Source organism: Roseateles chitinivorans (assembly GCF_050632235.1).
GTDB classification, from domain to species: domain Bacteria; phylum Pseudomonadota; class Gammaproteobacteria; order Burkholderiales; family Burkholderiaceae_C; genus Roseateles; species Roseateles chitinivorans_A.
Genome location: NZ_CP192584.1, coordinates 4,335,997 through 4,360,417, shown reverse-complemented (window position 1 = coordinate 4,360,417; position 24,421 = coordinate 4,335,997). Strand labels below are relative to the sequence as shown.

The window sequence follows — 24,421 nt, the reverse complement described above, 5'->3', positions numbered from 1 at the left end:
TGCCGTTGGCGTCGGCCACGGGCACGCCGCTGTCGCGGGCATGCGTGTTGCCGATTCGCCGTCAACGCGGGACACCGCATCGTCCCAAGGAGTAAGCCCGTGACATCCTCCGACAAGATCGCCTTCCCGAAGCAGTCGCAGCCGTGGCCGGGTCTCGCCCGCGAGATGACGCCGCCGCCCGATCACGGCGAGAAGACCTACGTGGGGCACGGCCGGCTCACCGGCCGCCGTGCGCTGATCACCGGCGGCGACAGCGGCATCGGCCGCGCGGCCGCGATCGCCTTCGCGCGTGAGGGCGCGGACGTCGCGATCAACTACCTGCCGGACGAAGAGCCCGACGCGCGCGAAGTGATCGAGCTGATCCGCGACGCCGGGCGCAAGGCGGTCGCGCTGCCGGGCGACCTGCGTGACGAGGCCTTCTGCGAGAAGCTGGTGGCGGACGCCGTGCGCGAGCTCGGCGGCCTGGACATCCTGGTGAACAACGCCGCGCGGCAGCAGAGCCACGAATCGATCCTGGACATCTCCACCGAGCAGTTCGACTGGACCTTCAAGACCAACATCTACGCGCCGTTCTGGCTGAGCAAGGCGGCAATCCCGCATCTGTCGGCGGGCAGCTCGATCATCAACACGGCCTCCGTCAACTCGTACGACCCCGGCGAGAACCTGCTGGACTACGCCTCCACCAAGGGCGCGATCCTGATCTTCACCAAGGGGCTCGCGAAGCAACTGGCCAAACAGGGCATCCGCGTCAACGCCGTCGCGCCGGGACCGTTCTGGACGCCGCTGCAGGTGTGCGGCGGACAGACGCAGGAGAAGTTGCAGAAGTTCGGCACCGACACGCCGATGGGGCGCGCCGGCCAGCCCGCGGAACTGGCGTCGGTGTACGTGCTGCTGGCCTCGACGGAGTCGAGCTATGCCACCGGCCAGGTCTACGGGGCGTCGGGCGGCCGAGGGGATCCTTGAGCGCTTCGGACGCCGGGATCGGTCGCGCGGAACCCTCGGGATCGTGGCTTGCCGTCTTGGCGGTTTCCTTTTCCTCTGCTGGAGTTCCGCATGGCCACGAAGAAGAAGTCCCCGTCCAAGCCCAGTCGCGTCGATGCCGCGCACGCCGCGACGACCCCCTCCTCAGCAAGGCCGGTGAGAACCGGTCGCAGGAGACGCAGCGCTTCGGCGAAGTGATCAAGATGCCGCACGGGATGTCCGAGGCCGTCGTCAAGAAGAGCGTGGCCTCGCTGAACCAGGTGCTGGCGGACACCATCACGCTGCGCGACATGTACAAGAAGCATCACTGGCAGGTGGTCGGGCCGACCTTCAACCAGCTGCATCTGCTGTTCGACAAGCACTACGAGGCGCAGGTCGAGCTGGTCGACCTGCTGGCGGAACGCATCCAGATCCTGGGTGGCGTGTCGCTGGCGATGGCCGCGGACATCGCGGAGGAAACGCGCATTCCCCGGCCGCCCCGCGGCCGTGAACCGGCGACGGTGCAGCTCAACCGCCTCATCGAGGCGCACACGATGATCCTGACCTATGCGCGCGAGCAGGCCGAGAAGGCCAGCGACGCCGGCGACTCGGGGACGGACGACCTGCTGGTCAGCGACGTCGTGCGGACCAACGAGCTGCAGGTGTGGTTCCTGTCCGAGCACCTGGTGGCGGCTTCGCCGATCTGATCTGCAGCTTGTGGGATCGACCACCCAGCCGCTAGCGGCGCGACTTTTCGTGAACTCGTGATGTCTGCGGCGGGGTGGGTGTTCCTCTGACCGGAACGCGAGTCTTCGACCTCAGACTTGCAGGGACGCTTGCCGTGCCGCGGCAAGCGCTAAGCTCGCCCCATGCGAGACACCGCCCATGACAAGTTGCGCTTCGATGAACTGATCAGAATGGCTGAGGATGTGCTGATCGCCGACCACGTGACTTTCATCGAAACACACCATCGGCTTCACGGCATCCAATGCCCGCCTTCGCCGGCCATGAGAAGCATCCCACGCCGATGACGATCGGTTTCAACTGAGATAAGGTGCTGCCCTCAAGGTATGGGGAATCGACGATGGGGGTCTGCTACTACCTGTTCGACAAGAAGGGAGCCAAGGGTATCTGCCTTGGAAAGGCCGGCCATCGGACGGATGCCGAGTTTGATGGGCCGGTGGCGTGGCTGGATGGCTGTCGGTATCACCTGCCGTCAGCGCTGCTTCAGCAGATGATCGACCGGTTCACAGCGGAGGCAGGCCCGGAGAATGTCGTGGTGCTGCCGGAGTACGAGCTCTTCGATGGTGAAGAGCATCTCGCGTGGGATGCTGAATACGTCGACATCGGTGGCGATATCGGCCCTTCTCTTTCGGTCTATTTGCCGGAGCTTGAGACCACGTCTGGCCGAGAGGCGATCGTGCGATCGGGCCGTCGTATCGGTTGAGCTTTTTGGAACGACCCGAAGCGGTTCTTGTCTCGTCATCGCCCGCAGGTACGGACGTTCAAGTCCCCGGCACGCACACCATTGCGATGCTCGCCCACACCCCGAAGCTGAAGTAGGGCGTCAGCCAGAGCGCATCGGCCTTCCACGCCACCCAGCTGCCGTTCGGCACGCGCCGGTGCCAGGCGTCGCGCGCGCCTTCGTCGAGGCGCATGTAGACGAGTCCCCGCGCGCGTCCCTCGCGGTAGCGGCGGCAGTACATCGGCACGTCCACGCTCAGCACGTAGGCGACGAAACCGGTCGAGCCCACGATGCCGAGGAGTGCCACCGCGTGGACCCAGCCGCTGCTGTTCACCGCGATGACGCCCAGCAGGATCGCCATCCAGCTAAAGCCCGCCGCCCAGAGCGAGGACTCGACGGCCTGGGTGATGTGGTTCAGCGTCAGCACGCTGTGCCAGCAGAAGCACTGGGCGATCACCATGAACAGCGGGATCGCCCACGCGGCCTTCTGGACCGCCGGCATGCCGGCATGCGCCGCCAGCTGATGGACCAGCAGCCCCAGCTGCAGCGCGAAGCAGATCTCCGCGATCGTGGCCGCGGTGCGGCCCAGGAAGATGCTGGAGAGGGGGTGTCCACGACGACCAGCCGCTCGAGATCCACCCGGGGAAACAGCGAGCGGTAGGCGCAGACCAGCACGTAGACGCCGGACAAGGCCAGGTGCAGGTGCGCCTGCGCGCTGCCCGCCGGCACGAACTGCAGCACCGCCAGCCACAGGCAGACGTTCAGCGCGGCGATGCCGCGAAGGGCGCGCCACCAGGACAGCACGCCGGGATCCACGCCGACGACGCCTATCGAATGATTGTGTCGAATTGATGACATCGCGGCGAGCGTACCCGCGAGTCGGTCATCCGGGGAATGGCCCGGAAGGCTCATCCGGTGAGCGCGGGGCCGGCGAGGTGCCGTCGGAGAGTCGCGCGGGGTTGCCGGCGGATGGCGCGATGATGGGCCATCGCTTCAGGAGACCTCATGTTCGACCACGTCAAATTCGGCGTCCGCGACTATGCCGCGAGCAAGGCGTTCTATCTCCAGGCGCTCGGACCGCTGGGCGTCACGATCGGCGGGGAGGGCGTGCCGAGTTACGGCATCGAGATCTGCGGCAGCAACAACGCGTCGCTGTGCCTGTTCGAGACCGCGGAGCGGACGGCGCCGCTCCACATCGCGTTCGTCGCGCAGACCCGCGCGCAGGTCGATGCCTTCCATCGCGCCGCGCTGGCGGCCGGCGGAAAGGACAACGGCCCGCCCGGACTGCGTCCGAAGTACCACGCGAACTACTACGCAGCCTTCGTCATCGATCCGGACGGGCACAACATCGAGGCGGTCTGCCATTCGGCGGGCTGACCGCGCTTCAGTGCGCCGTTCAGCCCGGGTTCATCGCGGCGAACAGCGTCTCGTACTTGCCGTCGCGCTCCGCCCACCGGCGTGGGAGATCGCGGTCGAGCAGCACTTCGCCGCGCGGCGTCCGGCCGTCCTCAAGCAACTGCAGCACCTCGGCGACGTAGTCCGTCAGCGGCATCGCGCGCGGGTCGCTGGCCTGCTGCGCGCCGGTCAATTCGGTCTGCACGTAGGGCGGCGACAGTTCCAGGACCTCGATCGGCACGTGGCGCATCTGATGCCGCAGCGACTGCAGCCAGGAATGCAGGAAGGCCTTGCTCGCGCAGTAGGTCGGGAAGTCCGCGCGCGGCACGAAGGCCAGCGCGGAGCTGGTCGCCAGGAAGGCCGCGTCCGCCTTGCCCTTGAGCAGCGGCAGCAACGCGGCCGCGACGCGCACCACGCCCAGGATGTTGGTCTGCACGATGGCCTCGGCGTCGTCCGCGGTCCACGTGTCGCTGGTCATGTCCTCGGTGCGGGAGATGCCGGCGTTGGCGATGACGACGTTGAGTTCGGGGAAGTGCGCTCGCAAGGTCGCCGTGAATCGCGCGAGCGAGGCGGGGTCGTCGACATCGAGCGCCAGGCCGACGAGGCCTGGCCGCGCGAAGCTCATGGCCTCGAGCAGGGCTTGCCTGCGGCCCGTGACGATGACGCGATTGCCGCGGTCGTGGAGGGCCTCGGCGAGCGCGCGGCCGATGCCGCTGGAGCCGCCGGTGACGAGGATGGTGTTGCCGGTGAGTTTCATGGGAAGTCCTTCTGGGTTCTGGGAACCGGATGGCTGTGAAGCCGCAAACCAGACCGGCAGAAGGACGCCCGGGCGTGAGGGGACCCGGGCAGGCACTACAAGCGGTCATCGAAACGGCGTCACGATTCATCGAGAACTGCCCCGCTGGGCTCCTCTCGACAAAGGACGCGTTGGATGACGGTAACGCCTACGGCAGCGCGCAAGGCACTGCGGGGCGGAGTGTAGCGCGGGCGGCGGCGGGGCCGCTCAGAAGCCGTAGAGACTGAGCGCGTTGTCGGTGAGCACGACCTCGGTCATCGTGTCCGAGGCCAGCCAGTCAGCGAGCCATCGCGGCGAGACCGACGAGGCCTGCGACGCCTCATGGGCCGTGCACGGCCAGTCGCTGCCCCACACCAGCCGCATCGGACCCACGCGGTCCAGCCAGCGGGCCGCCAGGTCCTGGGCCTCGCATCCTTCCGCCAGCCGATAGGGCGCGCTGAGCTTCACGAAGAGCCGGTCGTGCTGACCGGCGACCAGGCCACTCACCTCGGTCGGCGACGCCGGCTTGCCGAAGTGGTCGACGACGACCGTCAGCGATTCGGGCAGCTGGCGCAGCACGTCCGCGAGGCGCCCGTGGTCCGTGTGGATCTGCAGGTGCCAGGACAGCGCCTCGAGCTGATCGAAGAGCGGATGCAGCGCCTCGCCGATGTGGTGATCGGTGCCGACCAGGTTGAGCCGGACGCCGCAGACGCCGAGCGCGTCCATGCGTCGCAGGTCGTTCACCGCGAAACCGGGCGAGACGACGGCCACGCCCCGCAGTTGCGCGGGACGTTGCGCCAGCAGCCGCAGCAGATGGGCGTTGTCCGTGCCGAGGAAGCTCGGCTGCACCAGCACGCCGTGCGAGACGCCGTGCGGCGAGACCGCCGCATCCCAGGCCTCGATGGGCGCCGCGTAGGCCGGCACGTAGCGCGATCCCGGTGCGCCGGCGGTCGTCAGATCGAACGCGTGGAAGTGCGTGTCGACCACGCCCGTGAGGGGCGGGGACACGGTCTCGGGCTGGCCTTCGGGCTTGACGGCGGGGAGGGGCGTCGGCATCATGCGCGAATTCTAGTCCTATAGAGGACTATAGGAAAACAGGTTTGAGCACATCCATCCGCCCGCGTACCTCGCGTACCCAGGACCCCTCGGGGACGCCCGGCACATCGGGCACCCCGGACAAGGCGCTGTCTCCCGCCGCCGGCGTCAGCCGCTATGCGCAGCTGGCCCAGGACCTGCGACAGCGCATCATCGACGGCGAGTGGTCCGCCGGCGCGGCCATCCCTTCGGAGACCGACCTCGCGCAGCGCTTCGGCGTGGCGCTGGGCACGGTCCGGCAGGCCGTCGCCATGCTGGCGGCCGAGGGCATCGTCCAGCGCGTGCACGGCAAGGGCACTTTCGTCACGCAGGGCTTGAACGGCCCGTCGCTGCTGCGTTTCTTCCGCTTCCGCGGTCCTGCGGACGGACCGCCGACGGCGCAGATCCGGCGCTGCCAGACCGTGCGCCTGCGCGCGGCCGAGGCGAAGGCGCTCGGCCAGGAGACCGGTGACGGCGCGCTGCGCGTGAAGCGTGTGCGGCTGCTCGACGGGAAGCCCGTCCTCGCCGAGGACATCCTGCTGCCGCTGGCCCGTTTCGCCGCGTTGCGCGACCTGCCGCCGGGCGAGTGGGAAGACCTGCTCTATCCGATGCTCGCGCGCCTGTGCGGCGTGACGGTCGCGCGTGCCAACGACGAATTGACCTTCGGTCAACTGGATGCCGCGACCGCGGCCCTGCTGGACCTGCCCGAGGGCGCGCCCGGGATCCGTGTCGACCGCCAGGCCTTCGACCTCGGCGGCCAGTGCATCGAGCTGCGCACCACCTGGGGCGACGCTACCGCTTTCCACTACAGCGCCGAGATGCGCTGATGACCGCCAGCGCGCGGAGTGCGCCGTTCCCTGATGCGCGGATCGCGCTGGTCCCTGATGCGCGGTGTGCGCTGTTCCCCGTTTTTTCCTGGAGACTCCCGATGATCACCCAACGACGCCATGCCGTGCTGACGGCGCTGGCCCTGGCCGCCCTGACGACCTTCTCCGGCGGCGCCTCGGCGCAGGCCTGGCCCACCAAGCCCGTGACCTTCATGGTGAGCTATCCGCCCGGCGGCGGCGCCGACCTGATCGCGCGGCTGATCGCGCCCAAGGTGGGCGAGGCGCTCGGCCAGACCGTCATCATCGAGAACCGCCCGGGCGGCAGCGGCCAGATCGCGGCGGGCGCCGTGTCGCGCGCGCCGGCCGACGGCTACACGCTGCTATTCGACGCGTCCTCGTATGCCGTCACGCCGACGCTGTTCCCCAACTCGCCCTACAAGCACGGCAAGGCTTTCAAGACGGTCGCGGTGACGGCGCTGTTCCCCAACGTCGTGCTGGTGAACGCGCAGTTCCCGGCGAAGAACGCCGCCGACCTGGTGGCCGCGGCCAAGGTGAAGACGGACGCGGTGGCCTTCGCCTCCTCGGGCAACGGATCGGCGCAACACATCGCCGGCGTGCTGTTCGAGCAGTCCGCGAAGGTCGAGATGATGCACGTGCCCTACAAGGGCGGCGGTCCCGCGCTGACCGACGTCATCGGCGGCCAGGTCCCGGTGTTCTTCGGCAACGTGGCTTCGACGCTGCAGTACGTGAAACAGGGCAAGCTGCGTCCGCTGGCGGTCAGCGGGAAGAAGCGCTCCGCGGCGCTGCCCGACGTGCCGACCGGCGCGGAGGCCGGCCTGCCGGGCTTCGAGATGTACGAATGGAACGGGCTGTTCGCCCCGGTCGGCACGCCCGCGCCGGTGGTCGACCGGCTGTCCAAGGCCGTTCAGCAGGCGCTGGCCTCGCCCGAAGTCAAGGCGCGGATCGCGGAGCTCGGCGGCGATGCCTTCCACGGCGGCGTGGCCGAGTCGGAGAAGTTCGTCGACGCCGAGCTGAAGCGCATGGCGACGCTCATCAAGGATCGCAGCATCACGGTCGAGTGAACGCGGCTCCGCTTTGGGCGCACCGCGTTGTTGCAAATCCTCGCCATAGCGCTGCTATGGCTCCGGTTTGCGCCTAGCGGTGCATCCCAAACCGGAGCCGCGTGGCGCGCGGGGTCAGTCGCGGAGCATCTTCAACCGGACGAGGCTCTCCGCGGTCGCCACGATCGCCTCCTCGTTCGAACGCGGCCGCCAGCCGAGCACGCGTCGCGCCTTGTTGCCGGACGCGTTGAGGTTGCGGTCGAGCAGCGAGGCGACGCTGCGTCCCGCCGGCGTGCCGCGGCCGATGAGCTTCACGAGCCAGTTCGGCAGCACCCGCGTCTTCACCCGATGCGCGGCGGCGCCGAGCTGACGCTTGAGCACCTTCGCGATGTCGACCATCCACAGGCTGTCGCCGGCGGTGGCGAGGAAGCGCTCGCCGTTGGCTGCCGGATCGACCATCGCGCGCAGATGCAGGTCTGCAACGTCGCGGACGTCGACGATGCCGGTGTTGATCTTCGGGCAGCCGGGCTGGCCGTTCATCATCCGCTGGATGATGCCGATGGAATGGGAGGTGTCGGGACCCAGCGCCGGACCGAGCACCGCGACCGGGTTGATCGCGGAGAGCTCGAGCCCGCGGCCTTCCTTCGCGATGAAGTCCCAGGCCGCGCGTTCGGCCAGCGTCTTGGACTTCTGATACGGCCAGACCTCGCCGGACTTGCCGGAGAGATCGCTCCAGTCGGTCTCGTCGAAGGGGCGGGACATCGGGCCGTGGCCGGCGCAGATCGCGCCGAAGGCGGAGGTCAGCACGACGCGCTTGACGCCGGCATCCCGCGCCGCGCGCAGCACGCGCAGGTTGCCGTCTACTGCGGGGCGGATCCAGTCGTCTTCGGTCGTCTGGGCGCCGGAGGGCGTCGGCGAGGCGCCGTGCAGCACATAGCGGCATCCGGCGGTGGCCTCGGCCCAACCGGCGTCGGCCGACAGGTCGGCGACGACGAAGGACAGGCGATCGCCGGGCTCGGCGCCGCCGACACGCAGATGCGTGAGCACCTCCGCCTCACGCTTCGCCGAACGGAGTGTGGTGCGCACGCGATAGCCGCTCGCGAGCAGCGCGAGGATGCAGTGCTGCGCGATGAAGCCGGTGCCGCCGGTCACCAGGACGAGATCGCCGCGCGGGTCGTTGGATCCGGTCGGCCGCTGGAGGTCGTTCGAGTTGCTCATGTCGTGGGGGTTCCTGTCGTTCACGGAGACGTTGCCGGCGGGCATCCGGTCCGGTGTCCGCCATGGCGCATGACCGGCACGATAGGCGTCGGGTTTCGAACTGTGAATGCTTGAGCGTTCGCATCACTTGCGCGATAGTTCGGAAATGCAGGCTGATCCGTTCTCCGACATCCTCAAGTTCACGCGCGCCGCATCGCTGGTCACCGGCGGATTCCAAGCCGGCGGCGAGTGGGCGATCCGCTTCCCCGCGCCGGACAAGATCAAGTTCTTCGCCGTGGTGAAGGGCCGTTGCTGGGTGCGGATCGAGGGCGAGCCGACGGCGCTCCTCTTCGAGACCGGCGACGTGGGGCTGTTGGCGTCGAAGCGGACGCTGGTGCTGTCGAGCGCGTTGGACGTCGAGCCGGTGGACGCGATGGCGCTGTTCTCCGGATCGGGCCGGTCGACGGCCACCTTGGGCGATGGCCAGGACTTCGCCCACATCGGGGGTCATGTCTTGCTCGACCCCGCGAGCGCACGTCTGCTCGAAGGCGTGCTGCCGGCGTGGATCCACATCCAGGCGGCCTCGCCGCGGGCGACGGTGTTCCGCTGGGTGCTGACCCAGCTGGTCGAGGAACGCGCCCATCCGCTGCCCGGCGCGCAGCTCGTGACGGAGCAGCTGTCGCAGCTGCTGTTCATCCAGATCCTGCGCGCGCATCTGGAGGCCTCGGGTCCGCTGCCGGCGGGATGGCTGCGCGCGCTGGCGGATCCGCGCATCGCGCCGGCGCTGCGTCTGATGCACGGCGAGCCGGCGCGCAGCTGGCATCTGGAAGAGCTGGCCAGCGCCTGCGCGATGTCGCGGACGACCTTCGCCGTGCGCTTCAAGGAGGTCGCCGGCGTCGCGCCGCTGAGCTACCTCGCCGACTGGCGCATGCGCCTCGCGGAGCGCGCGTTGAGGAGGAGGACACGCCGGTGGCGGTCCTGGCGCAGACGCTCGGCTACGCGTCGGAGAGCGCGTTCAGCAACGCCTTCAAGCGCATCATGGGACGCTCGCCGACGGCGTGGCGCAAGGCGGTGCCCGAGGTGCCTGCGGGCTGACCGCCGGTGTGCTGCCGGGGGCGCGATGTCCTGTCGCGCGATGTTCGATGCCGTTTGGCCGAAGGTCACTCAGCGCCGGAGCGCGTGCCGATTAGGCTTCCGGTCGGATGGACGGGCGTGCGGTCGTGAGACGCGCCCGCATCGACGCATGGAGCCCTTTGATGATCGAACAAGCCGCCTTCGCTGAACTCTTCCGGGGCCGTCCCGTCCCGCAGGAACTCTCCCGCCTGCTGGACTTCCAGAACGACCTCGATGCCGAATACACCGAGAGCCTCTTCCTGACCCTGCGGGAAACGAACGGGCTGACGGCAGGCTGGTCGAAGGATCCTGCCTTCCTCGCCCGGTTGACCGCCTTCGGCGTCGCCACTGGGTCGGGCTCGTTCTATGCGCTGTGGAATCCCGAGGATGGATCCGCGCCGGCGCAATGGCCGGTGATCGTGTTCGGCGACGAAGGCGGCGAATGGGTGATCGCCGGCAACGTGCGTGAGCTGCTGCAGCTGGCGGCGTTGGACGTCGAGCCCATGGTCATGCACGACAGCGCGTACTTCTACATCGACGATGAAGACGACGAGGAGGACGAGGACGACGAAGACGACGGCGAGTACATCGAGGCCATCGTCGCCTACCGCGACTGGTTGAAGGCGACCTTCGACCTGGAGGCCGTCGAGGATCCGGATCCCGTGGTCGAGGCCGCCCAGGCGCGATGGCAGGCCGCGTTCGACGCGTGGAAGCGGCCGTTCCTGCAAGGGGATGAGGGCACGGACACCGATGCCGCGTCGGACGATGAGGACGACGACGAGACGGAAGCCGGCGACGAGGCGCGTTCAACCGAAGAGGCGGCCCCGCCCGCACCGACCCGTCCCGACACGCCGGAGCGCCAGCTGCTCCTGGACTTCATCGCCGACGAGGCCAGCTCGCTGCGCTACGGCGAGCAGGGCGAGTTCTGGCCGAGCCACCATCACCTGATCACGCCCTTGATCGGCAAGGCGGGCAAGTTCCTCGTCGAGGCCGAGCACACCGCGTTCTTCTTCCACCTGCTCCGGCTGGACCACCTGCCGTCGCTGAAGTCGGAGGAGGACTTCGCGCTGCTGCTCCGTGCCTACGAAGGACTGCGCAGCATCGTGTGGCGCGGCTATCCCGTCTGCAGCCTGCCGCTGCATGCCGCGGTCTTCCTCTTCGGCCACGACCAGTTCGCGCGTCTGCCCGGGGAGCCGGAGCCGTCGCTGGCGGGCTACCGCTCGTCGCTGGACTTCCTGCGCTATGCGCGCTCGTTCTCCCACATGCCCGGCATCATGGGCAAGCGTCAGAAGTTCGCGGACCTGAGCGCCGATCGCGCCCTCGTGGCCCGGGTCCGCAAGACGCTGGTGCATGGCAACCAGGAACTGCTGGACGGGCTCGGTCAGCTGTGGCTCTGGGCCTTCGTGTTCCTCGTGCTGCAGGTGGAAGAGGAGGCGCAACCGGTCATCCGGCAGATCCGAGACGACGCCGCCAAGGCGGGCGATCCCAAGCACGTGGAGACGCTGGAGAGGTTCATCGCCGCCTCGGCGGGATGAGCGGTGGCCTTGTCACACCGTTGTCATCTGTCCGACTCAGACTCCTGAGCACAACAACAAAAAGAAGAGACGAACATCCAGAGCAGGAACGACCAGAACAAGAGCGACCAGTCCCACGACATGCGTCGCCATCGAGGCAAGGACAGCCTCCTCGAAGCGCTCCTTCAGCGCTTGCGCCAGGCCGGATTGACCTGGCAGCTTCGCCGGCATGAGCGGCGCCAACGCGCGATCGCCCGCCAACGAGGCCAGCCGGTGCCACCGGGGCTTCCCCTGCCGCTGAAGTCCGCCTGGCTCGCCTGGGTCGACATGGAGCATCCCGGCTGGAAGCCCGGCGAGCACGGCTGGCGGCTCGCGGCCCATGCCCTCGTCCAGTTCTTCGATGCCAGCGCGGCCGCCGCGCCGCTTGGATGCGCCTTGCCCTCGCGAGCCGCCGATCTGGTCTGGCACCTGTGGATCGAGCACGATCCCGACGGACTCGCCGCCTGGCAGCAGTCACGCTACGGCCGGACGGTGGCGCATCGCGAGCACGAGGCCGGCGACGACACCGGCGCGGCCTTGGCGCGCTGTCTGGTCCGCGCCGCGCGGGCGGAGCGGATCTCCCCGGTCAAGGGGCCGCTGCCGCTGGTGTTCCGGGTCGACGGGATTCTGGGGACCCCCTGGGGTTGGGCCTACGAACGCATCGCCGGCACGGTGCGGCACAAGGACCTGCTGGCGGATGGCCGGGCCGGCGGGAGTGCGCATCCGCACTACGCGCTGATGCCGGCGGCGCTGTTGACGTTCGGTCTCGTCAGCTGGCGCGAAGCCGGACATCTGGCGCGCGAACGCGCGAAGACGGGCGACAAGACCGGCGACAAGGGCGACGGAAGTTCATGCGGCAGCGCGTGCGGGGGCAGCCTGGGTGGCGGGGATCACGGCTGCGGAGGCGGTGCGGGTGACGGCTGCGGCGACGGCGGTAGCAGTGGCAGCAGCTGCGGGAGCAGTTGCGGCAGCGGCTGCGGGAGCTGAGGGTCAGGCGTCGCGTGCCTGGTTGAGGAACCTCACCAGGCTGTGCGGCGCCTCGTGGCCGAGGCACGCGTCGAGCACTTCGGCCGCACCCGCGGCGGCCTCGATGCTGCGAGGGAAGAGCGTCTGCTCATAGGCCGTGAGCGCGGCTTCGAGATCATCGGGATGTGCCGCGATCGCCTGGCCGAGCTCCGCGCCGTCGACCATCGCGAGATTCGCCCCGTCGCCCGCGGGCGGCATCAGATGCGCCGCGTCGCCGAGCAGCGTCACGCCGGGGACCCGCTCCCACCGGTGATCCGACGGCAGCGCATGGAGCGGACGCAGCACGGGATCCGTCTCGCCATCGGTGATGAGGGCGGTCAGCGCGGGATCCCAGCCGTCGAACTCGGACGCCACCCGACGCAGCGCGACGGCAGGATCGGCGGCCTCGATCCCGGCGACCCAGGCCATCGGTTGTCGCACCGCCACATACGTGTGCAGCATGCCGTCCGGCTCGCGGTGGGCAAAGATGCCCCGGCCCGGCGCCATCGCGAAGAACGCACCGCCGCCCACCGCCCGGGCGCTCGCCGGATGCCGGACATCGGCGTCGGACAGGTAGGTCTCGATGAAGGTCGTCCCGATGTAGGCGGGCTTCGCCTCGGAGAGCAGGGGGCGGACCTTCGACCAGGCCCCGTCGGCACCGACCAGCAGGTCCGTCGTCACCGTCGATCCGTCGGTGAAGGTCAACGCGTGCCGGCCTGCGCCGAGCGCGGCGACCGCCGCCAGCTTGCGGCCCCATTGCACCGTGCCTTCGGGCAGCGCGTCCAGCAACAGGCGGCGGAGCTCCCCGCGGCGCACCTCGGGCCGTCCGCCGTGGCCGTCGTCGGGGTGGTCGAGCAGCACCGCGCCGTGCCGGTCGAGCACACGCGAGGCTTGGCCGCCAGGATGGATGAGACGGACGAACTCGTCATGCAGCCGCGCGGCTTTCAATGCGAGCTGGCCGCTGTCGTCGTGGATGTCCAGCATGCCGCCCTGCGTGCGCGCCGTGGGCGAGGCTTCGGCCTCGTAGACGGTCGAGGGGATGCCGTGGACATGGAGTACCCGGGCGAGCATCAGGCCGCCGAGGCCGGCGCCGACGATCGCGATCGTGCGTGTCATCTTGAAATCCTTCAGGGTGGGGTGACATCGCCCGAACAGAAAACGGCCGATGCATGGAATGACGTTCCATGATGATGGAGCGGCGTTCCAGTTGTGTCAAGATCGGGGCATGGTCAAGAAGACACGTCCGCCTCAGCGGCGGGAGGATTCCCTCTCGCGGGATCGCATCATCGAAGCGTCGATCGAGCTGCTCGACAGCGCCGGGGAGGGCGGGTTGACCTTCCGGGCCTTGTCGGAGCGGCTCTCGACCGGACCCGGCGCGATCTACTGGCATGTCGCGAACAAGGGTGACCTGCTCGTCGCGGCCTGCGATGCGGTGATCGCCGGCGTGATGGCCGCGCACGTGGACCTGCGTGCCGACGCGAAGACGCCCGAGGACACGATCCGTGCGCTCGCGCTCGGCCTGTTCGATGCGATGGACGAGCATCCCTGGATCGGCTCGGTGCTCTTCCACTCGGCCGGCGCGTTGCCGGCGGTGCGTGTCCTCGAATGCCTCGGGCAGCAGGTGCGCGCGCTCGGCGCGCCGGCGGCGGGCGAGTGGTCCGCGACCTCGGCGCTGCTGCACTACATCCTCGGCGTCGGCGGACAGAACGCCGCGAACCGGCTCTCGGCGCAGACGCGCGAACTCGACCGGGATGATTTCCTCGGCGAGGTGGCGGACGCGTGGTCGGCGCTCGACGAGCGCGACTACCCGTTCACGCGATCGGTGGCGGACGCACTGCGCGAGCACGACGACCGCGGCGACTTCCTCGCGGGGATCGATCTGATCCTGGGCGGAATCAAAAGCCAGGTGGGAACGACGGCGCGAAAGCGCGCGGTCAGGCGGAGCTGAGCATGCAGGAGTTCCCAGAGTCGCCAGTCGAGCACAGGCCGATCCATTCACTGCTGCGCTCGCGCGGCTTCTGGATCACGGCTGTGCTGCTCGTGGTGGTGCTCGCGTTGATCTTTGGTTATGTCGAGATCCGGACGAGGGACTGCCGGCTGCTTTGCGGCGAGCGGGCCGGTAAGAACGCGCGGTTCGTCGTCAGTGGCGGCATCGTCCGCCAGTCTGACAAGCCGGTGACCGCACGCTGTGCCTGCGGCGGTTGAAGGGTTGAACGCGCGCGACGCGTACGCAAGGGCACGGACTTTGGATTCATCGGATTCCTGCCCCCGCTGTCCCTTGCAACGCTGACACCCGACCGGGCATGTGGGGCGCGCCCTTGCCCTAGCGGTTCCAGCGGTGGAAATCAAACCCGCTACACGGTCGAGACAGACGCATCCAAGGCGCCTCCGGCCGCGTAAAGGGACTCGGGCGGCAATCCTCCGCGCCCGTCTCCACCACAACGTTCCCTCCACAACGAGGAGCACTCCATGACCCCCTTCCCGTTCGCCCCTTCGGCGACGACCCTGCGCGCCGGGCTGTTCGCCGCCAGCGCGCTTTGCGCCGGCCTGGCCTTCGCGTCCAGTCATCGCGAGGCGCCGTTCATCACCACCGTCCCCAAGGCGGATGCCACCGACTTCTACATGTTCATGAGCTACGAGGCCGGCCGCACCGACTACGTGACGCTCATCGCCAACTACCTGCCGCTGCAGGATCCCTACGGCGGCCCCAACTACTTCTCGCTGGACCCGAACGCGCTCTACGAGATCCACGTCGACAACAACGGCGACGCCAAGGAAGACATCACCTTCCAGTTCCGCTTCAAGAACGCGCTGAAGGCCACCGCGCTGACGATCGGCGACAAGACCGTGCCGATCCCGCTGATCCAGTCCGGCCCCGTCTCCGACGTGAAGGCCGCCACGCTCAACGTCAACGAGAGCTACACCGTCGATGTCGTGCGCGGCGACCGCCGCTCCGGCACGCGGGCCGCGCTCACCAACGTCACCGGTGGCGGGACGTCCTTCGACAAGCCCGTCGACAACATCGGCAAGAAGACGATCGCCGATTACTCCGCTTACGCGGCCAAGCACGTCTACTCGGTCAACATTCCCGGCTGCAACCAGCCGGCCAAGGTCTTCGTCGGTCAGCGCAAGGACCCGTTCGCGGTCAACCTCGGCACGATCTTCGACCTGGTGAACGCGCCGGTCGGGCTGATCACCGACCCGGCCCAGATCAATGCCGCGCCCAACACGCTCGACGGCAAGAACGTCACCACGCTGGCGCTCGAGGTGCACAAGAGCTGCCTCGTCGCCGGCACCGAGCCGGTGATCGGCGGCTGGACCTCCGCCAGCATGCGGCAGGCGCGCATCCTCGATCCCGCGCCCAAGCCCGGCCATCAGACCAGCGACAAGGCCGGCGGCGCGTGGGTCCAGGTCTCCCGCCTGGGCATGCCGCTCGTCAACGAGGTGGTCATCGGCCTGCCCGACAAGGACCGCTTCAACGCCTCCAAGCCGAAGGACGACGCACAGTTCGCCACCTATGTGACCAATCCGACCCTGCCGGCGCTGCTCGCCACGGTGCTCAACCTGCCGGGCTCCGCGCCGACCAACCTGCCGCGCAACGACCTGGTCACCACCTTCCTCACCGGCATCAAGGGCGTGAACCAGCCCGCCAACGCGGTCGCGTCGGAGGAACTGCGCCTGAACACGTCCATCGCGGCCGTGCCCTTCGCGCAGCAGAACCGGCTGGGCATCGTCGGCAACCTGCTCGCACACGGCAATGACAACGCCGGTTATCCGAACGGCCGGCGACCCAAGGACGATGTCGTCGACATCTCGCTCGTGGCGGTGATGGGCGGCCTGTGCATGGCCAACGGCGACACCGACGCGCTGGGCTTCGGCGCGGCCTGCAAGCCGTCCGCGGTGCCCCTCGGCGCCACGGCCTTCAAGCTGCATGACGCGGTCGACCAAGCCGTCGTGCCGCTGCTGCCCGGCTTCCCCTACCTGTACCCGCCCATGGGCGGTACGCAGTGAACGAGGAGCGCATCATGAACGAGTCCTCTTCGAGTTCGTCCCGATCCTCCGATGACAACGGGCGGATCCGCGCGACGGCCTTGCGCCGTCCGGCCCTGGCGCTGACGGCGATCGCCGCCGCGGCGATGGTGGCCGGCTGCTTCGGCGGGGGTGGTGGCGGAGACGATGGCGGCGGCGTCCCTGGCGACCCGACGCCGGCGTCGGTGCCGGACAGCGCGCTCGGGTCCTCCACGGCCTACACGCAGTTCACGCTGACGACGTCGCAGTCGAGCAGCGAGACCGCGGAGCCGTTGACGGCGGACAAGGTGACGACGCCGCCCGCCAGCGAGACCGACGAACCGGCGTCCGTCAGTTGAGCGCCGCGCGAGCCTTCGCGCTCGCGTGCCTCGTCCTCGTCGCTGCCGTCGCGTCGGCGGCGCCCTTCACGCCTCGTCAGGACGACGAGGTCGTGGAGCGGTTGCCGCTGCGCGCGGGATCGGCGGGCGAGCGCGCGCGTCAGCGCGCCGAGCAGCGGGTGCTGGCGCAGCAGCCGCGCGATCTCGGACTGGCGCTGCGCGCCGCGCGCGAGGCCATCGAGCGTGGCCGGCGCTACGGTGATCCGCGTGACCTCGGCACCGCGCAGGCATGGCTGCAACCGTGGTGGAGCGACCCCGCCGCGCCGCCCGCGGCGCGTCTGCTGAAGGCGACGGTGCTGCAGGCGCGACACGACTTCGACGCGGCGCTCGGGGAGCTCGACGGCCTGATCGCCGAACGCGGACTGCCGGTCGCCTTGCAGGCGCAGGCGGAGCTCACGCGCGTCGGCATCCTGCAGGTGCGTGGACGCTGGGACGAGGCGCGGGCAGGCTGCGAGCGTCTGGTGGCCCCGCCGTTGTCGCTGCCGCACGGACACGCATGCCTGGCGGAACTCGACAGCCTGCAGGGCAGGGACGCCGCCGCGACGCAGCGGCTGGCGGCGCTCGATCGCGCACCCGGCGCGCCGCATGCGTGGATCGCGCTGCTGCGGGCCGAACTCGCCGAGCGCCAGGGACTTGCGGCGGCGGGACCGCTGTATGCGCGGGCGATGCAACTCGACGACGACCTCTACGTCCGCGCGGCCTACGCCGACTGGCTGCTGGACGCGGGCCGGCCGAAGGAGGCCGCCGCCATCGTGCGCGCCGGGCAGCCGGAGGGCGTCGATCAACTCCCCGATGCGCTGCTGCTGCGGCTGGCCATCGCCTGGAAGCGGACGGGCGATGCTGGCGCCGGGCGTGCGCAGACGGAGATGCAGCAGCGCTTCGATGCCGCGGCGCTGCGCGGTGATACCAGCCACGCGCGGGAGCGGGCGCGTTTCGCACTCGACGTGCGGGACGACGCGGCGAGCGCCTTGAAGGAAGCCACGATGAACTGGAGCCAGCAGCGCGAACCGTCGGATGCGGTGCTGCTGCTGCGCGCCGCGCGAGCCGCGAAGCAGCCCGGCGCGGCCGGGCCCGTCCGCGCTTTCATCCGCGAACGATCGATGCAGGACCAACGTTCGAAGGCGTTGGAATGAGAGTCGCCAAAGAGCAGATCGCCCGCACGGGCGCGTGGTTCCGGCGTCTTGTCGTCGCACTCGTCGCGCTGGTGGGTGTCCTGGGTGCGCCGGTCGCCGAGGCCCACAAGGCCAGCGACGCCTACCTGAACCTGCGCACGGACGGCGCGGTCGCGACGCTGCGCATCGACATCGCGCTGCGCGACCTCGACCGCGATCTGGTGCTCGACGCCGACGACGACGGCCTGCTGCGCTGGGGCGAGGTGCGGTCGCGCGCGCAGGACATCGAGGCGCTCGCCGATCGCGGCATTCAGCTGGAGGTCCGCGACGTCCAAGGGACTGCCTGCCGACCCGGCGCGTACGCGCCGCTGCAGCTGGAGCAGCACAGCGACGGACGTTATGCGGTGCTGGTGCGGACCTGGTCCTGTTCCGCGACGCCGGCGACGGGCACGCTGTCCTATGGGCTGTTCGCGACCACCGATCCGACCCACCGCGGCGTGCTGGTCTGGCGGCCGGGCGGGGTGGCGAAGACGGCCGTCATCGCGCCCGGGACGGTGAGCCTGTCGGTGACGTTGGGATCGGACGAGGCCCGGACGCATAGTCTGGCGAGCGTCTTCCGCGACGGCGTCCATCACATCTGGATCGGCGTCGACCATGTGCTGTTCCTGGTCGTCCTGCTGCTGCCGGCAGTGCTCCGCCGCGAGGCGGGGACGTGGCTCCCCGCCGCCGCATGGCGGCCGGCGCTGTGGAGCGTGCTCGGCGTCGTCACGGCCTTCACCGTGGCGCACTCGATCACCCTGGCGCTGGCGGTCTTCGACGTCGTCAATCCGCCGTCGCGCTGGGTCGAAAGCCTGATCGCGTTGAGCGTGCTCCTCGCGGCGCTCAACAACCTGCGGCCGGTGCTGGTCGAGACGCGCTGGCGGCTGACCTTCCTCTTCGGACTCGTGCACGGCTTCGGCTTTGCGAGCGCGCTGAAGGACCTCGGCCTGGCGCGGTCCGAACTGGCGGCGCCGCTGGTGCTGTTCAACCTCGGCGTGGAAACGGGACAGCTGGCGATCGTCGCCGTGCTGGTGCCGCTGGCCTGGGCGGCTAGGCGCTGGCGCGCTTATCCGCGGTGGGTGCTCGGCGCGGGTTCCGTGCTCGTCGCGCTGGTCGCGATCGTCTGGCTGGTCGAGCGTCTCTTCGATGTGCAGATCCTGGGAGTGGGCGGATGACAGCCGACCTTGTGATGGCAGCGGCGACGATGACCCTGGCCATGGGCCTGCTCGGCATGGCCTGCGCCGCGGAGCCGGCGGCGGAGACGGCGACCGTTCTCGCGTCTTCGTCCGCGTCCGCGTCGGCGTCAGCCACGACGCAGACGCAGACGCAGACGCTCGCGCTGCAACGCGTCGAGGTCGACGGTCGCCACTACGACAACGGCATCGGCAGCAGCGACGCCGCGTCGCAGGGGACGATCCGTGCGGCGCTCATCAAGAGTCGGCCGGTGCTGCGGCCCGGCGAGGTGCTGGAGTTCGTCCCCGGCCTGATCGTCACGCAGCACAGCGGCGACGGGAAGGCGAACCAGTACTTCCTGCGCGGCTTCAACCTCGACCATGGCACCGACTTCGCCACGACGGTGATGGGCCTGCCGGTCAACATGCCGAGCCATGCGCACGGGCAGGGGTATGCCGACCTCAACTTCCTGATCCCGGAGCTGGTCGAGCGCATCGACTACCGCAAGGGGCCGTACTTCGCCCGCAACGGCGACTTCGCTGCGGCGGGCTCCGCCGACATCGACTACCTGCGCGAGCTCGACGCGCCCTTCGTCAGCCTGACGCTCGGCGAGGGCCGCTACCGGCGTGCGCTGGCGGCCGGATCGACGCGCGTCGCGGAGGGCGTCCAACTGCTGGGTGCCGTGGAAGCGATGGGCAACGACGGACCGTGGCGACTGCCGGAGGACCTGAACCGGCGCAACCTCGTGCTGAGCCTGTCAGGCGCCTCGGGCGCCGACCGCTGGCGCGTCGGGCTGATGGACTACCGCGCCGACTGGACGTCCACCGACCAGGTGCCGCAGCGCCTCATCGATGCCGGCAGCTTCAACGGCCGGCCGTTCGGACGCTTCGATGCCATCGACCCGAGCGACGGTGGCAGCACGCGCCGCAGCAGCCTGTCCGGCGAGTGGTCGCGCGACGAGGGCGGGCGCAGCACCCGCGTGGCCGCGTACGCCATGGCGTACCGGCTGTCGCTGTACTCGAACTTCACCTATGCGATGGAGCGTCCCGACACCGGTGACCAGTTCGCGCAGAAGGACGATCGCCAGGTCTACGGCTTCAGCGCGAGTCACGCGAGGGAGACGACGCTGGCCGGGTTGCCGGCGCGCGGCGAGGTCGGCGTGCAACTGCGCCAGGATCGCGCGCGGGTGGGACTCTTCGACACGCAGGCGCGCACGACGATCGGAACGACGCGCGACGACCAGGTCAGGGAGACGCTCGCGAGCGTCTACGGCGATCTCGGCGTGGAGCTGACACCGTGGGCGCGCACGGTGATCGGCCTGCGCGCGGACCAGGCGCGTTTCCGCGTCGACAGCCTCGGCAATGCGATGAACTCGGGGTCGTCGCGGCAGACGCTGGCGTCACCGAAGTGGTCGCTGGTGCTCGGACCCTGGTCACGCACCGAGGTCTTCCTGAACGCCGGTCGCGGTTTCCACAGCAACGATGCGCGCGGCGTGACCGCCCGCGTCGATCCGCGCAGCGGCGATCCGGTGGATCCGGTGCCCGGACTGGTCAAGGCCAAGGGCTACGAGCTGGGCGTGCGCAGCGAGATCGTGCCGGGGCTGCAGAGCTCGCTGGCGCTGTGGAAGCTGGACTTCGATTCCGAGCTGGTCTACGTCGGCGACGCCGGCGCCACCGAGGCCAACCGGCCCAGCAAGCGTCACGGCGTCGAATGGAACAACCGCTACGTGCCGCTGCCCTGGCTGCTGATCGACGCCGACCTGGCCTGGACGCAGGCGCGCTTCTCCGATGCCGATCCCGCCGGCGCGCGCATTCCCAACGCCGTCGACAAGGTGGCCTCGTTCGGGGTGACCGTCCGGGAGCTGGGGCCCTGGTCGGCGAGCCTGCAGTGGCGTTACCTCGGCAGCGCGCCGCTGATCGAGGACGACAGCGTGCGGTCCCGCTCCTCGCTGACGACCAACCTGCGGGTGAGCCGCCGTTTCGGGGCGAAGACGGAACTGACGCTGGACGTCTTCAACCTGCTCGACCGCCGCGTGAACGACATCGAGTACTTCTACGAGTCCCGGCTTCCCGGAGAGACGCTGGCCGTGGCCGACCTCCATGTGCATCCGGCGGAGCCGCGCACGCTGCGCGTCACCCTGCGCCGCAGCTTCTGAGCTGGAGCCGTCCATGCCGGTCCGCGTCGAATCTTCCGGATCCGGTCTGATCCATTGGCGTGTCCGCTGCGTACAAGGCCCCATGACCACCCCCTCCGACGATTCAGGCCCCGACGCCGTTCCCGGTCGGCAGGCCGACGCGGCGCTGTCCGGACGTCCCGAGCGCGACGCGCGCCTGGCGGCGCTGATGCAGCGCGTCGCGTCCGCCGACCGACGTGCGTTCGACGAGCTCTACCGCGCCACGAGTGCGACGCTGTTCGGCATGGTGCTGCGCATCAACCGCGACCGCGGCCACGCGGAGGAGGTGCTGCAGGAGATCTACATCACCGTCTGGCGGCAGGCGCCCAGCTTCGACGTCGCGCACGGCAAGGTGTTGACCTGGCTCACGACGATCGCGCGGCATCGGGCGATCGACAGCCTCAGGCGCCGGGCGGCTCAACCGGCGACGATCAGCCGCTTCGGCGGCATCGATGGGTCCGACGGCGGCGATGGCGAACGCGACCTGCTGGACCACATGCCCAGCGAGCAGCCCAGCCCGCTGGACCTGCTGGACGACGCGAACCGGGCGCACGCGCTGGAGCGCTGCATGTCGCAGCTCAGCGGGGAGCAGCGCAGCAGCCTGGCGCTGGCGTATTACCAGGGACTCTCCCACTCCGAGGTGGCCGAGCACATGAGCCAGCCGCTGGGCACGGTCAAGAGCTGGGTGCGCCGCGGCCTGTCGAGCCTGCGAGGCTGCCTGGACCGGGCGGCCGAACGCCTCGGCGCGATGGGCAGGGCGGTCTGATGGACTACGGACATCCGGAACGCGCGGAACGGCTGGCCGCCGACTACGCGGTGGGGACGCTGCGGGGCGGCGCGCGCCGCCGTTTCGAACGCCTGCTGCCGGCGCATCCCGCGCTCGCCGCGGCGACGGCGGCGTGGTCGGCGCGGCTGCAACTGCTGGCGGGTCAGGTGGCCCCGGTCGAGCCGCCACCGCACGTATGGACGACGATACAGACGCGCCTCTTCGGCGCCGTGGCGGATTCGGCGGCATCGACTCGGACTTCAACAGCGGCCTCGACGGCCACTTCGACAGCGACTTCGACGATGGAGACACGCTCGACCGTCGGCGATCGCCCAGGCGCGCTGAGATTCTGGCGTGGGCTCAGTGCCGTGGCCCTTGCGGCGTCCGTCGTGCTGGCGGTGATCGTCGCCCGGCCCGTCCCCGAGGCGGCGCCCGTCGTGGTGGTGCTGCGCAGCACGCCCGAGGGCGTCGAACTCGTGAAGACCGGCTTCGTCGCCGGTGTGTCCGCGGATGGCCGGGCGCTGGTGCTGAAGCCGCTGGCCCCCGTGGTGATCGACGCGGCGCACGCGCTCGAGCTCTGGGCCGTGCCGAAGGCGGGGGCACCGCGCTCGCTGGGCTTGATCGCGGCGGGCGACGTCCCGACCACGGTGACGCGCGCGAACCTGCTCGACGACACCCAGGCCTTCGCTGTCAGCCTGGAACCCAGCGGCGGCTCGCGCACCGGCAAGCCGACAGGGCCGATCGTGTCGGCGGGCGGGATCTGAGGGAAGAACAGCCCCCACCATCGGGGCTGTTCTTGTGTCGCACAGCGGGGATGTCCCTCCTGTTGAGGACCTTGTCGAAAAGACGGAGTGCCGCTCGTCGTGCATACGATGACCCCCTCAACCCCAAGGAGACCCCATGCAAGCGAAGAACACGATCTGCGTCTGGTACGACAAGGACGCCGAAGAGGCCGCGCGCTTCTACGAGAAGACCTTCCCGGACAGCAAGGTGGGCCGCATCGCGCGCGCGCCGGGCGACTATCCCTCGGGCGTGGAGGGCGACGTGCTGGTCGTCGAGTTCACGGTGATGGGCATTCCCTGCATCGGTCTCAACGGCGGGCCGGCCATGAAGCACAGCGAGGCCTTCTCGTTCCAGGTCGCGACCGACGACCAGGCGGAGACGGACCGGCTCTGGAACGCGATCGTCGGCAACGGCGGTCAGGAGAGCGCGTGCGGCTGGTGCAAGGACAAGTGGGGCATCTCGTGGCAGATCACGCCGCGCGTGCTGTCGGAGGCGCTGAACAACCCCGACCGCTCGGCGGCCAAGCGTGCCTTCAGCGCGATGATGGAGATGCACAAGATCGACGTGGCGAAGATCGAGGCGGCGTTGAAGGGCTGAGCCGTTCAAGGGGCCGAGGAGACTCCGGCCTCAGTTCCTGGCGATCACCTTGTCGGCGAGCTTCTCGAGCAGATTGAGGAGTTTCTCGCCGATCAAGGTATGAAGATTCTTGGTGATGGGATCCGGCTCGGTCTTCATCGACGACGAGCTGCGGATGATCGTCAGCAGGATCATGGTGGGCACCGAGAAGAGCGCGACGACCGTGGTCACGACGATGTGCCACTTGTCGGCGGAGACTGCTGGCCAGTGGTCGAAGACGCCGACAAAGATGCCGAGCGAAAAAGTCCGGCGATGTAGAGGACGGCCGAAGCGGCCAATCCCCCACGAGCGGCCCAGGCCCGCAGGCTCAGGTCCAGCGCCTGCGGTCGGGTCACGAAGCTCCGCTCGACCTCGTTGTCGAGAGCAGGCGTCGCCGAATTTGGCACCTTGGGTAGGCCCTTGAGTGGAGCGTCAGTCGATCGTGGCATCGGGCATCTTCCTGGCGAAGTGTTTGCGAATCACCTCGTCGTCCATGACGGCGACCTTGGCGTTCCTCATCTCCTCCCACGGCCCTTCGCGCTCGCGACCCAGCGCGGAGAGCTCCAGATCTGAAAAATCACCATACTTCTCCAAGACCTCGTCGACGTAAAACCAGAAGGGCTCGTCGTCCCGGTCTGGTATGAGAGGTACGAACTTGCACGTCTCCGGCTCGAACTCGGGGAGCATCTCGATCGCCTTGGCTTCAAACTCCCTGAGGCGGTAATAGAGTGAGGAGAACAGCGGCCCATGCTCTCAGGCTTCAGGTCGCTCAGAAACGACCGATTGGCCAAGGAGCGTCAGCGTCCACGCGTGAATGAAGAACACGAACTTCTGTACCTCAAGATGCCCGAACTTGCGTCCCGCTTGTTTTCCGCGGTAGACGAATGCATTGGCGACGAGAGCAGGTGCGTAACTCATGGCATGCGATT

Annotated in this window: 28 protein-coding genes and 1 pseudogene; 20 read left to right on the top strand and 9 right to left on the bottom strand. The window is 69.2% G+C overall.

What is annotated here, in order from left to right; all coding sequences use genetic code 11:
- Positions 1-78 precede the first annotated feature (78 nt).
- The 4 genes from ACQ859_RS19715 to ACQ859_RS19700 all read left to right on the top strand — a co-directional run bounded on the left by ACQ859_RS19715 (position 79) and on the right by ACQ859_RS19700 (position 2,407).
- A complete protein-coding gene (locus ACQ859_RS19715; RefSeq protein ID WP_431266603.1) occupies positions 79-963 on the top strand; it encodes an SDR family oxidoreductase in 885 nt (294 codons plus the stop codon).
- 233 nt (positions 964-1,196) lie between these two features.
- Complete coding sequence (locus ACQ859_RS19710; RefSeq protein WP_431262365.1) at positions 1,197-1,667, top strand: Dps family protein; 471 nt, start codon at positions 1,197-1,199, stop codon at positions 1,665-1,667.
- Between the two features lie 162 nt (positions 1,668-1,829).
- Positions 1,830-1,991, top strand: coding sequence for a hypothetical protein (locus tag ACQ859_RS19705; protein WP_431262364.1), 162 nt, complete (start codon positions 1,830-1,832; stop codon positions 1,989-1,991).
- A 53-nt stretch (positions 1,992-2,044) separates the two neighbouring features.
- Positions 2,045-2,407: a hypothetical protein gene (locus ACQ859_RS19700; RefSeq protein ID WP_431262363.1), complete on the top strand. Its 363-nt coding sequence runs from the start codon at positions 2,045-2,047 to the stop codon at positions 2,405-2,407.
- 58 nt (positions 2,408-2,465) lie between these two features.
- On the opposite strand, the gene ACQ859_RS19695 is transcribed toward ACQ859_RS19700, so the two are convergent.
- Positions 2,466-2,927 carry a hypothetical protein gene (locus ACQ859_RS19695; protein ID WP_431262362.1) on the bottom strand — a complete coding sequence of 154 codons (462 nt, stop codon included), beginning with the start codon at positions 2,925-2,927 and terminating at the stop codon, positions 2,466-2,468.
- Positions 2,879-3,283: a hypothetical protein gene (locus tag ACQ859_RS19690; protein ID WP_431262361.1), complete on the bottom strand. Its 405-nt coding sequence runs from the start codon at positions 3,281-3,283 to the stop codon at positions 2,879-2,881. Before ACQ859_RS19690 ends, ACQ859_RS19695 begins: the two co-directional genes overlap by 49 nt.
- A 147-nt stretch (positions 3,284-3,430) precedes the next feature.
- Between ACQ859_RS19690 and ACQ859_RS19685 the strand changes: the two genes are divergently transcribed.
- A complete protein-coding gene (locus ACQ859_RS19685; protein ID WP_431262360.1) occupies positions 3,431-3,802 on the top strand; it encodes a VOC family protein in 372 nt (123 codons plus the stop codon).
- A 19-nt stretch (positions 3,803-3,821) separates the two neighbouring features.
- Here ACQ859_RS19685 and ACQ859_RS19680 read toward each other — a convergent pair whose 3' ends face one another.
- Positions 3,822-4,577, bottom strand: a complete 756-nt coding sequence (locus ACQ859_RS19680) for an SDR family oxidoreductase (protein ID WP_431262359.1) — start codon at positions 4,575-4,577, stop codon at positions 3,822-3,824.
- A 246-nt stretch (positions 4,578-4,823) separates the two neighbouring features.
- Entirely contained in the window at positions 4,824-5,654 is an 831-nt protein-coding gene (locus ACQ859_RS19675; protein WP_431262358.1) for an amidohydrolase family protein, read from the bottom strand.
- Between the two features lie 41 nt (positions 5,655-5,695).
- Here ACQ859_RS19675 and ACQ859_RS19670 point away from each other — a divergent pair, with 41 nt between their 5' ends.
- Positions 5,696-6,496, top strand: coding sequence for a GntR family transcriptional regulator (locus ACQ859_RS19670; protein ID WP_431262357.1), 801 nt, complete (start codon positions 5,696-5,698; stop codon positions 6,494-6,496).
- A gap of 101 nt (positions 6,497-6,597) precedes the next feature.
- Complete coding sequence (locus ACQ859_RS19665) at positions 6,598-7,578, top strand: tripartite tricarboxylate transporter substrate binding protein (protein WP_431262356.1); 981 nt, start codon at positions 6,598-6,600, stop codon at positions 7,576-7,578.
- A gap of 114 nt (positions 7,579-7,692) precedes the next feature.
- Here the strand turns inward: ACQ859_RS19665 and ACQ859_RS19660 are convergent, their stop codons facing one another.
- Entirely contained in the window at positions 7,693-8,775 is a 1,083-nt protein-coding gene (locus tag ACQ859_RS19660; RefSeq protein WP_431262355.1) for an SDR family oxidoreductase, read from the bottom strand.
- Positions 8,776-8,881: 106 nt separating this feature from the next.
- On the opposite strand from ACQ859_RS19660, the pseudogene ACQ859_RS19655 reads away from it, so the two are divergent.
- From ACQ859_RS19655 to ACQ859_RS19645, 3 genes and pseudogenes are all read left to right on the top strand, one after another.
- Positions 8,882-9,849, top strand: a pseudogene (locus tag ACQ859_RS19655) (AraC family transcriptional regulator).
- A gap of 161 nt (positions 9,850-10,010) precedes the next feature.
- Positions 10,011-11,402, top strand: coding sequence for a hypothetical protein (locus ACQ859_RS19650; RefSeq protein ID WP_431262354.1), 1,392 nt, complete (start codon positions 10,011-10,013; stop codon positions 11,400-11,402).
- Between the two features lie 120 nt (positions 11,403-11,522).
- Positions 11,523-12,407, top strand: coding sequence for a hypothetical protein (locus tag ACQ859_RS19645; RefSeq protein WP_431262353.1), 885 nt, complete (start codon positions 11,523-11,525; stop codon positions 12,405-12,407).
- Positions 12,408-12,410: 3 nt separating this feature from the next.
- Here ACQ859_RS19645 and ACQ859_RS19640 read toward each other — a convergent pair whose 3' ends face one another.
- Positions 12,411-13,541, bottom strand: a complete 1,131-nt coding sequence (locus ACQ859_RS19640) for an FAD-dependent oxidoreductase (RefSeq protein ID WP_431262352.1) — start codon at positions 13,539-13,541, stop codon at positions 12,411-12,413.
- A gap of 109 nt (positions 13,542-13,650) precedes the next feature.
- On the opposite strand from ACQ859_RS19640, the gene ACQ859_RS19635 reads away from it, so the two are divergent.
- The 10 genes from ACQ859_RS19635 to ACQ859_RS19590 all read left to right on the top strand — a co-directional run bounded on the left by ACQ859_RS19635 (position 13,651) and on the right by ACQ859_RS19590 (position 23,474).
- Positions 13,651-14,373: a TetR/AcrR family transcriptional regulator gene (locus ACQ859_RS19635; RefSeq protein WP_431262351.1), complete on the top strand. Its 723-nt coding sequence runs from the start codon at positions 13,651-13,653 to the stop codon at positions 14,371-14,373.
- A gap of 2 nt (positions 14,374-14,375) precedes the next feature.
- Entirely contained in the window at positions 14,376-14,630 is a 255-nt protein-coding gene (locus ACQ859_RS19630; protein WP_431262350.1) for a hypothetical protein, read from the top strand.
- Positions 14,631-14,894: 264 nt separating this feature from the next.
- Complete coding sequence (locus ACQ859_RS19625; protein WP_431262349.1) at positions 14,895-16,436, top strand: DUF4331 domain-containing protein; 1,542 nt, start codon at positions 14,895-14,897, stop codon at positions 16,434-16,436.
- 14 nt (positions 16,437-16,450) lie between these two features.
- Positions 16,451-16,792: a hypothetical protein gene (locus ACQ859_RS19620; protein ID WP_431262348.1), complete on the top strand. Its 342-nt coding sequence runs from the start codon at positions 16,451-16,453 to the stop codon at positions 16,790-16,792.
- A complete protein-coding gene (locus ACQ859_RS19615; RefSeq protein ID WP_431262347.1) occupies positions 16,789-17,964 on the top strand; it encodes a hypothetical protein in 1,176 nt (391 codons plus the stop codon). The genes ACQ859_RS19620 and ACQ859_RS19615 overlap by 4 nt, the downstream gene beginning before the upstream one ends.
- Entirely contained in the window at positions 17,961-19,157 is a 1,197-nt protein-coding gene (locus ACQ859_RS19610; protein ID WP_431262346.1) for a HupE/UreJ family protein, read from the top strand. Before ACQ859_RS19615 ends, ACQ859_RS19610 begins: the two co-directional genes overlap by 4 nt.
- Complete coding sequence (locus tag ACQ859_RS19605) at positions 19,154-21,310, top strand: TonB-dependent receptor (protein WP_431262345.1); 2,157 nt, start codon at positions 19,154-19,156, stop codon at positions 21,308-21,310. The genes ACQ859_RS19610 and ACQ859_RS19605 overlap by 4 nt, the downstream gene beginning before the upstream one ends.
- A gap of 82 nt (positions 21,311-21,392) precedes the next feature.
- Positions 21,393-22,094, top strand: a complete 702-nt coding sequence (locus tag ACQ859_RS19600) for a sigma-70 family RNA polymerase sigma factor (RefSeq protein ID WP_431262344.1) — start codon at positions 21,393-21,395, stop codon at positions 22,092-22,094.
- Positions 22,094-22,858, top strand: a complete 765-nt coding sequence (locus ACQ859_RS19595; protein ID WP_431262343.1) for an anti-sigma factor — start codon at positions 22,094-22,096, stop codon at positions 22,856-22,858. The genes ACQ859_RS19600 and ACQ859_RS19595 overlap by 1 nt, the downstream gene beginning before the upstream one ends.
- 136 nt (positions 22,859-22,994) lie before the next feature.
- The gene (locus ACQ859_RS19590) at positions 22,995-23,474 is read left to right on the top strand and encodes a VOC family protein (protein WP_431262342.1); all 480 of its coding nucleotides are present in this window, start codon (positions 22,995-22,997) and stop codon (positions 23,472-23,474) included.
- A gap of 30 nt (positions 23,475-23,504) precedes the next feature.
- Here the strand turns inward: ACQ859_RS19590 and ACQ859_RS19585 are convergent, their stop codons facing one another.
- From ACQ859_RS19585 to ACQ859_RS19575, 3 genes are all read right to left on the bottom strand, one after another.
- Complete coding sequence (locus tag ACQ859_RS19585) at positions 23,505-23,684, bottom strand: hypothetical protein (protein ID WP_431262341.1); 180 nt, start codon at positions 23,682-23,684, stop codon at positions 23,505-23,507.
- A gap of 240 nt (positions 23,685-23,924) precedes the next feature.
- Complete coding sequence (locus ACQ859_RS19580) at positions 23,925-24,179, bottom strand: hypothetical protein (RefSeq protein ID WP_431262340.1); 255 nt, start codon at positions 24,177-24,179, stop codon at positions 23,925-23,927.
- A gap of 66 nt (positions 24,180-24,245) precedes the next feature.
- A complete protein-coding gene (locus ACQ859_RS19575; protein ID WP_431262339.1) occupies positions 24,246-24,410 on the bottom strand; it encodes a hypothetical protein in 165 nt (54 codons plus the stop codon).
- Between the last annotated feature and the right edge of the window lie 11 nt (positions 24,411-24,421).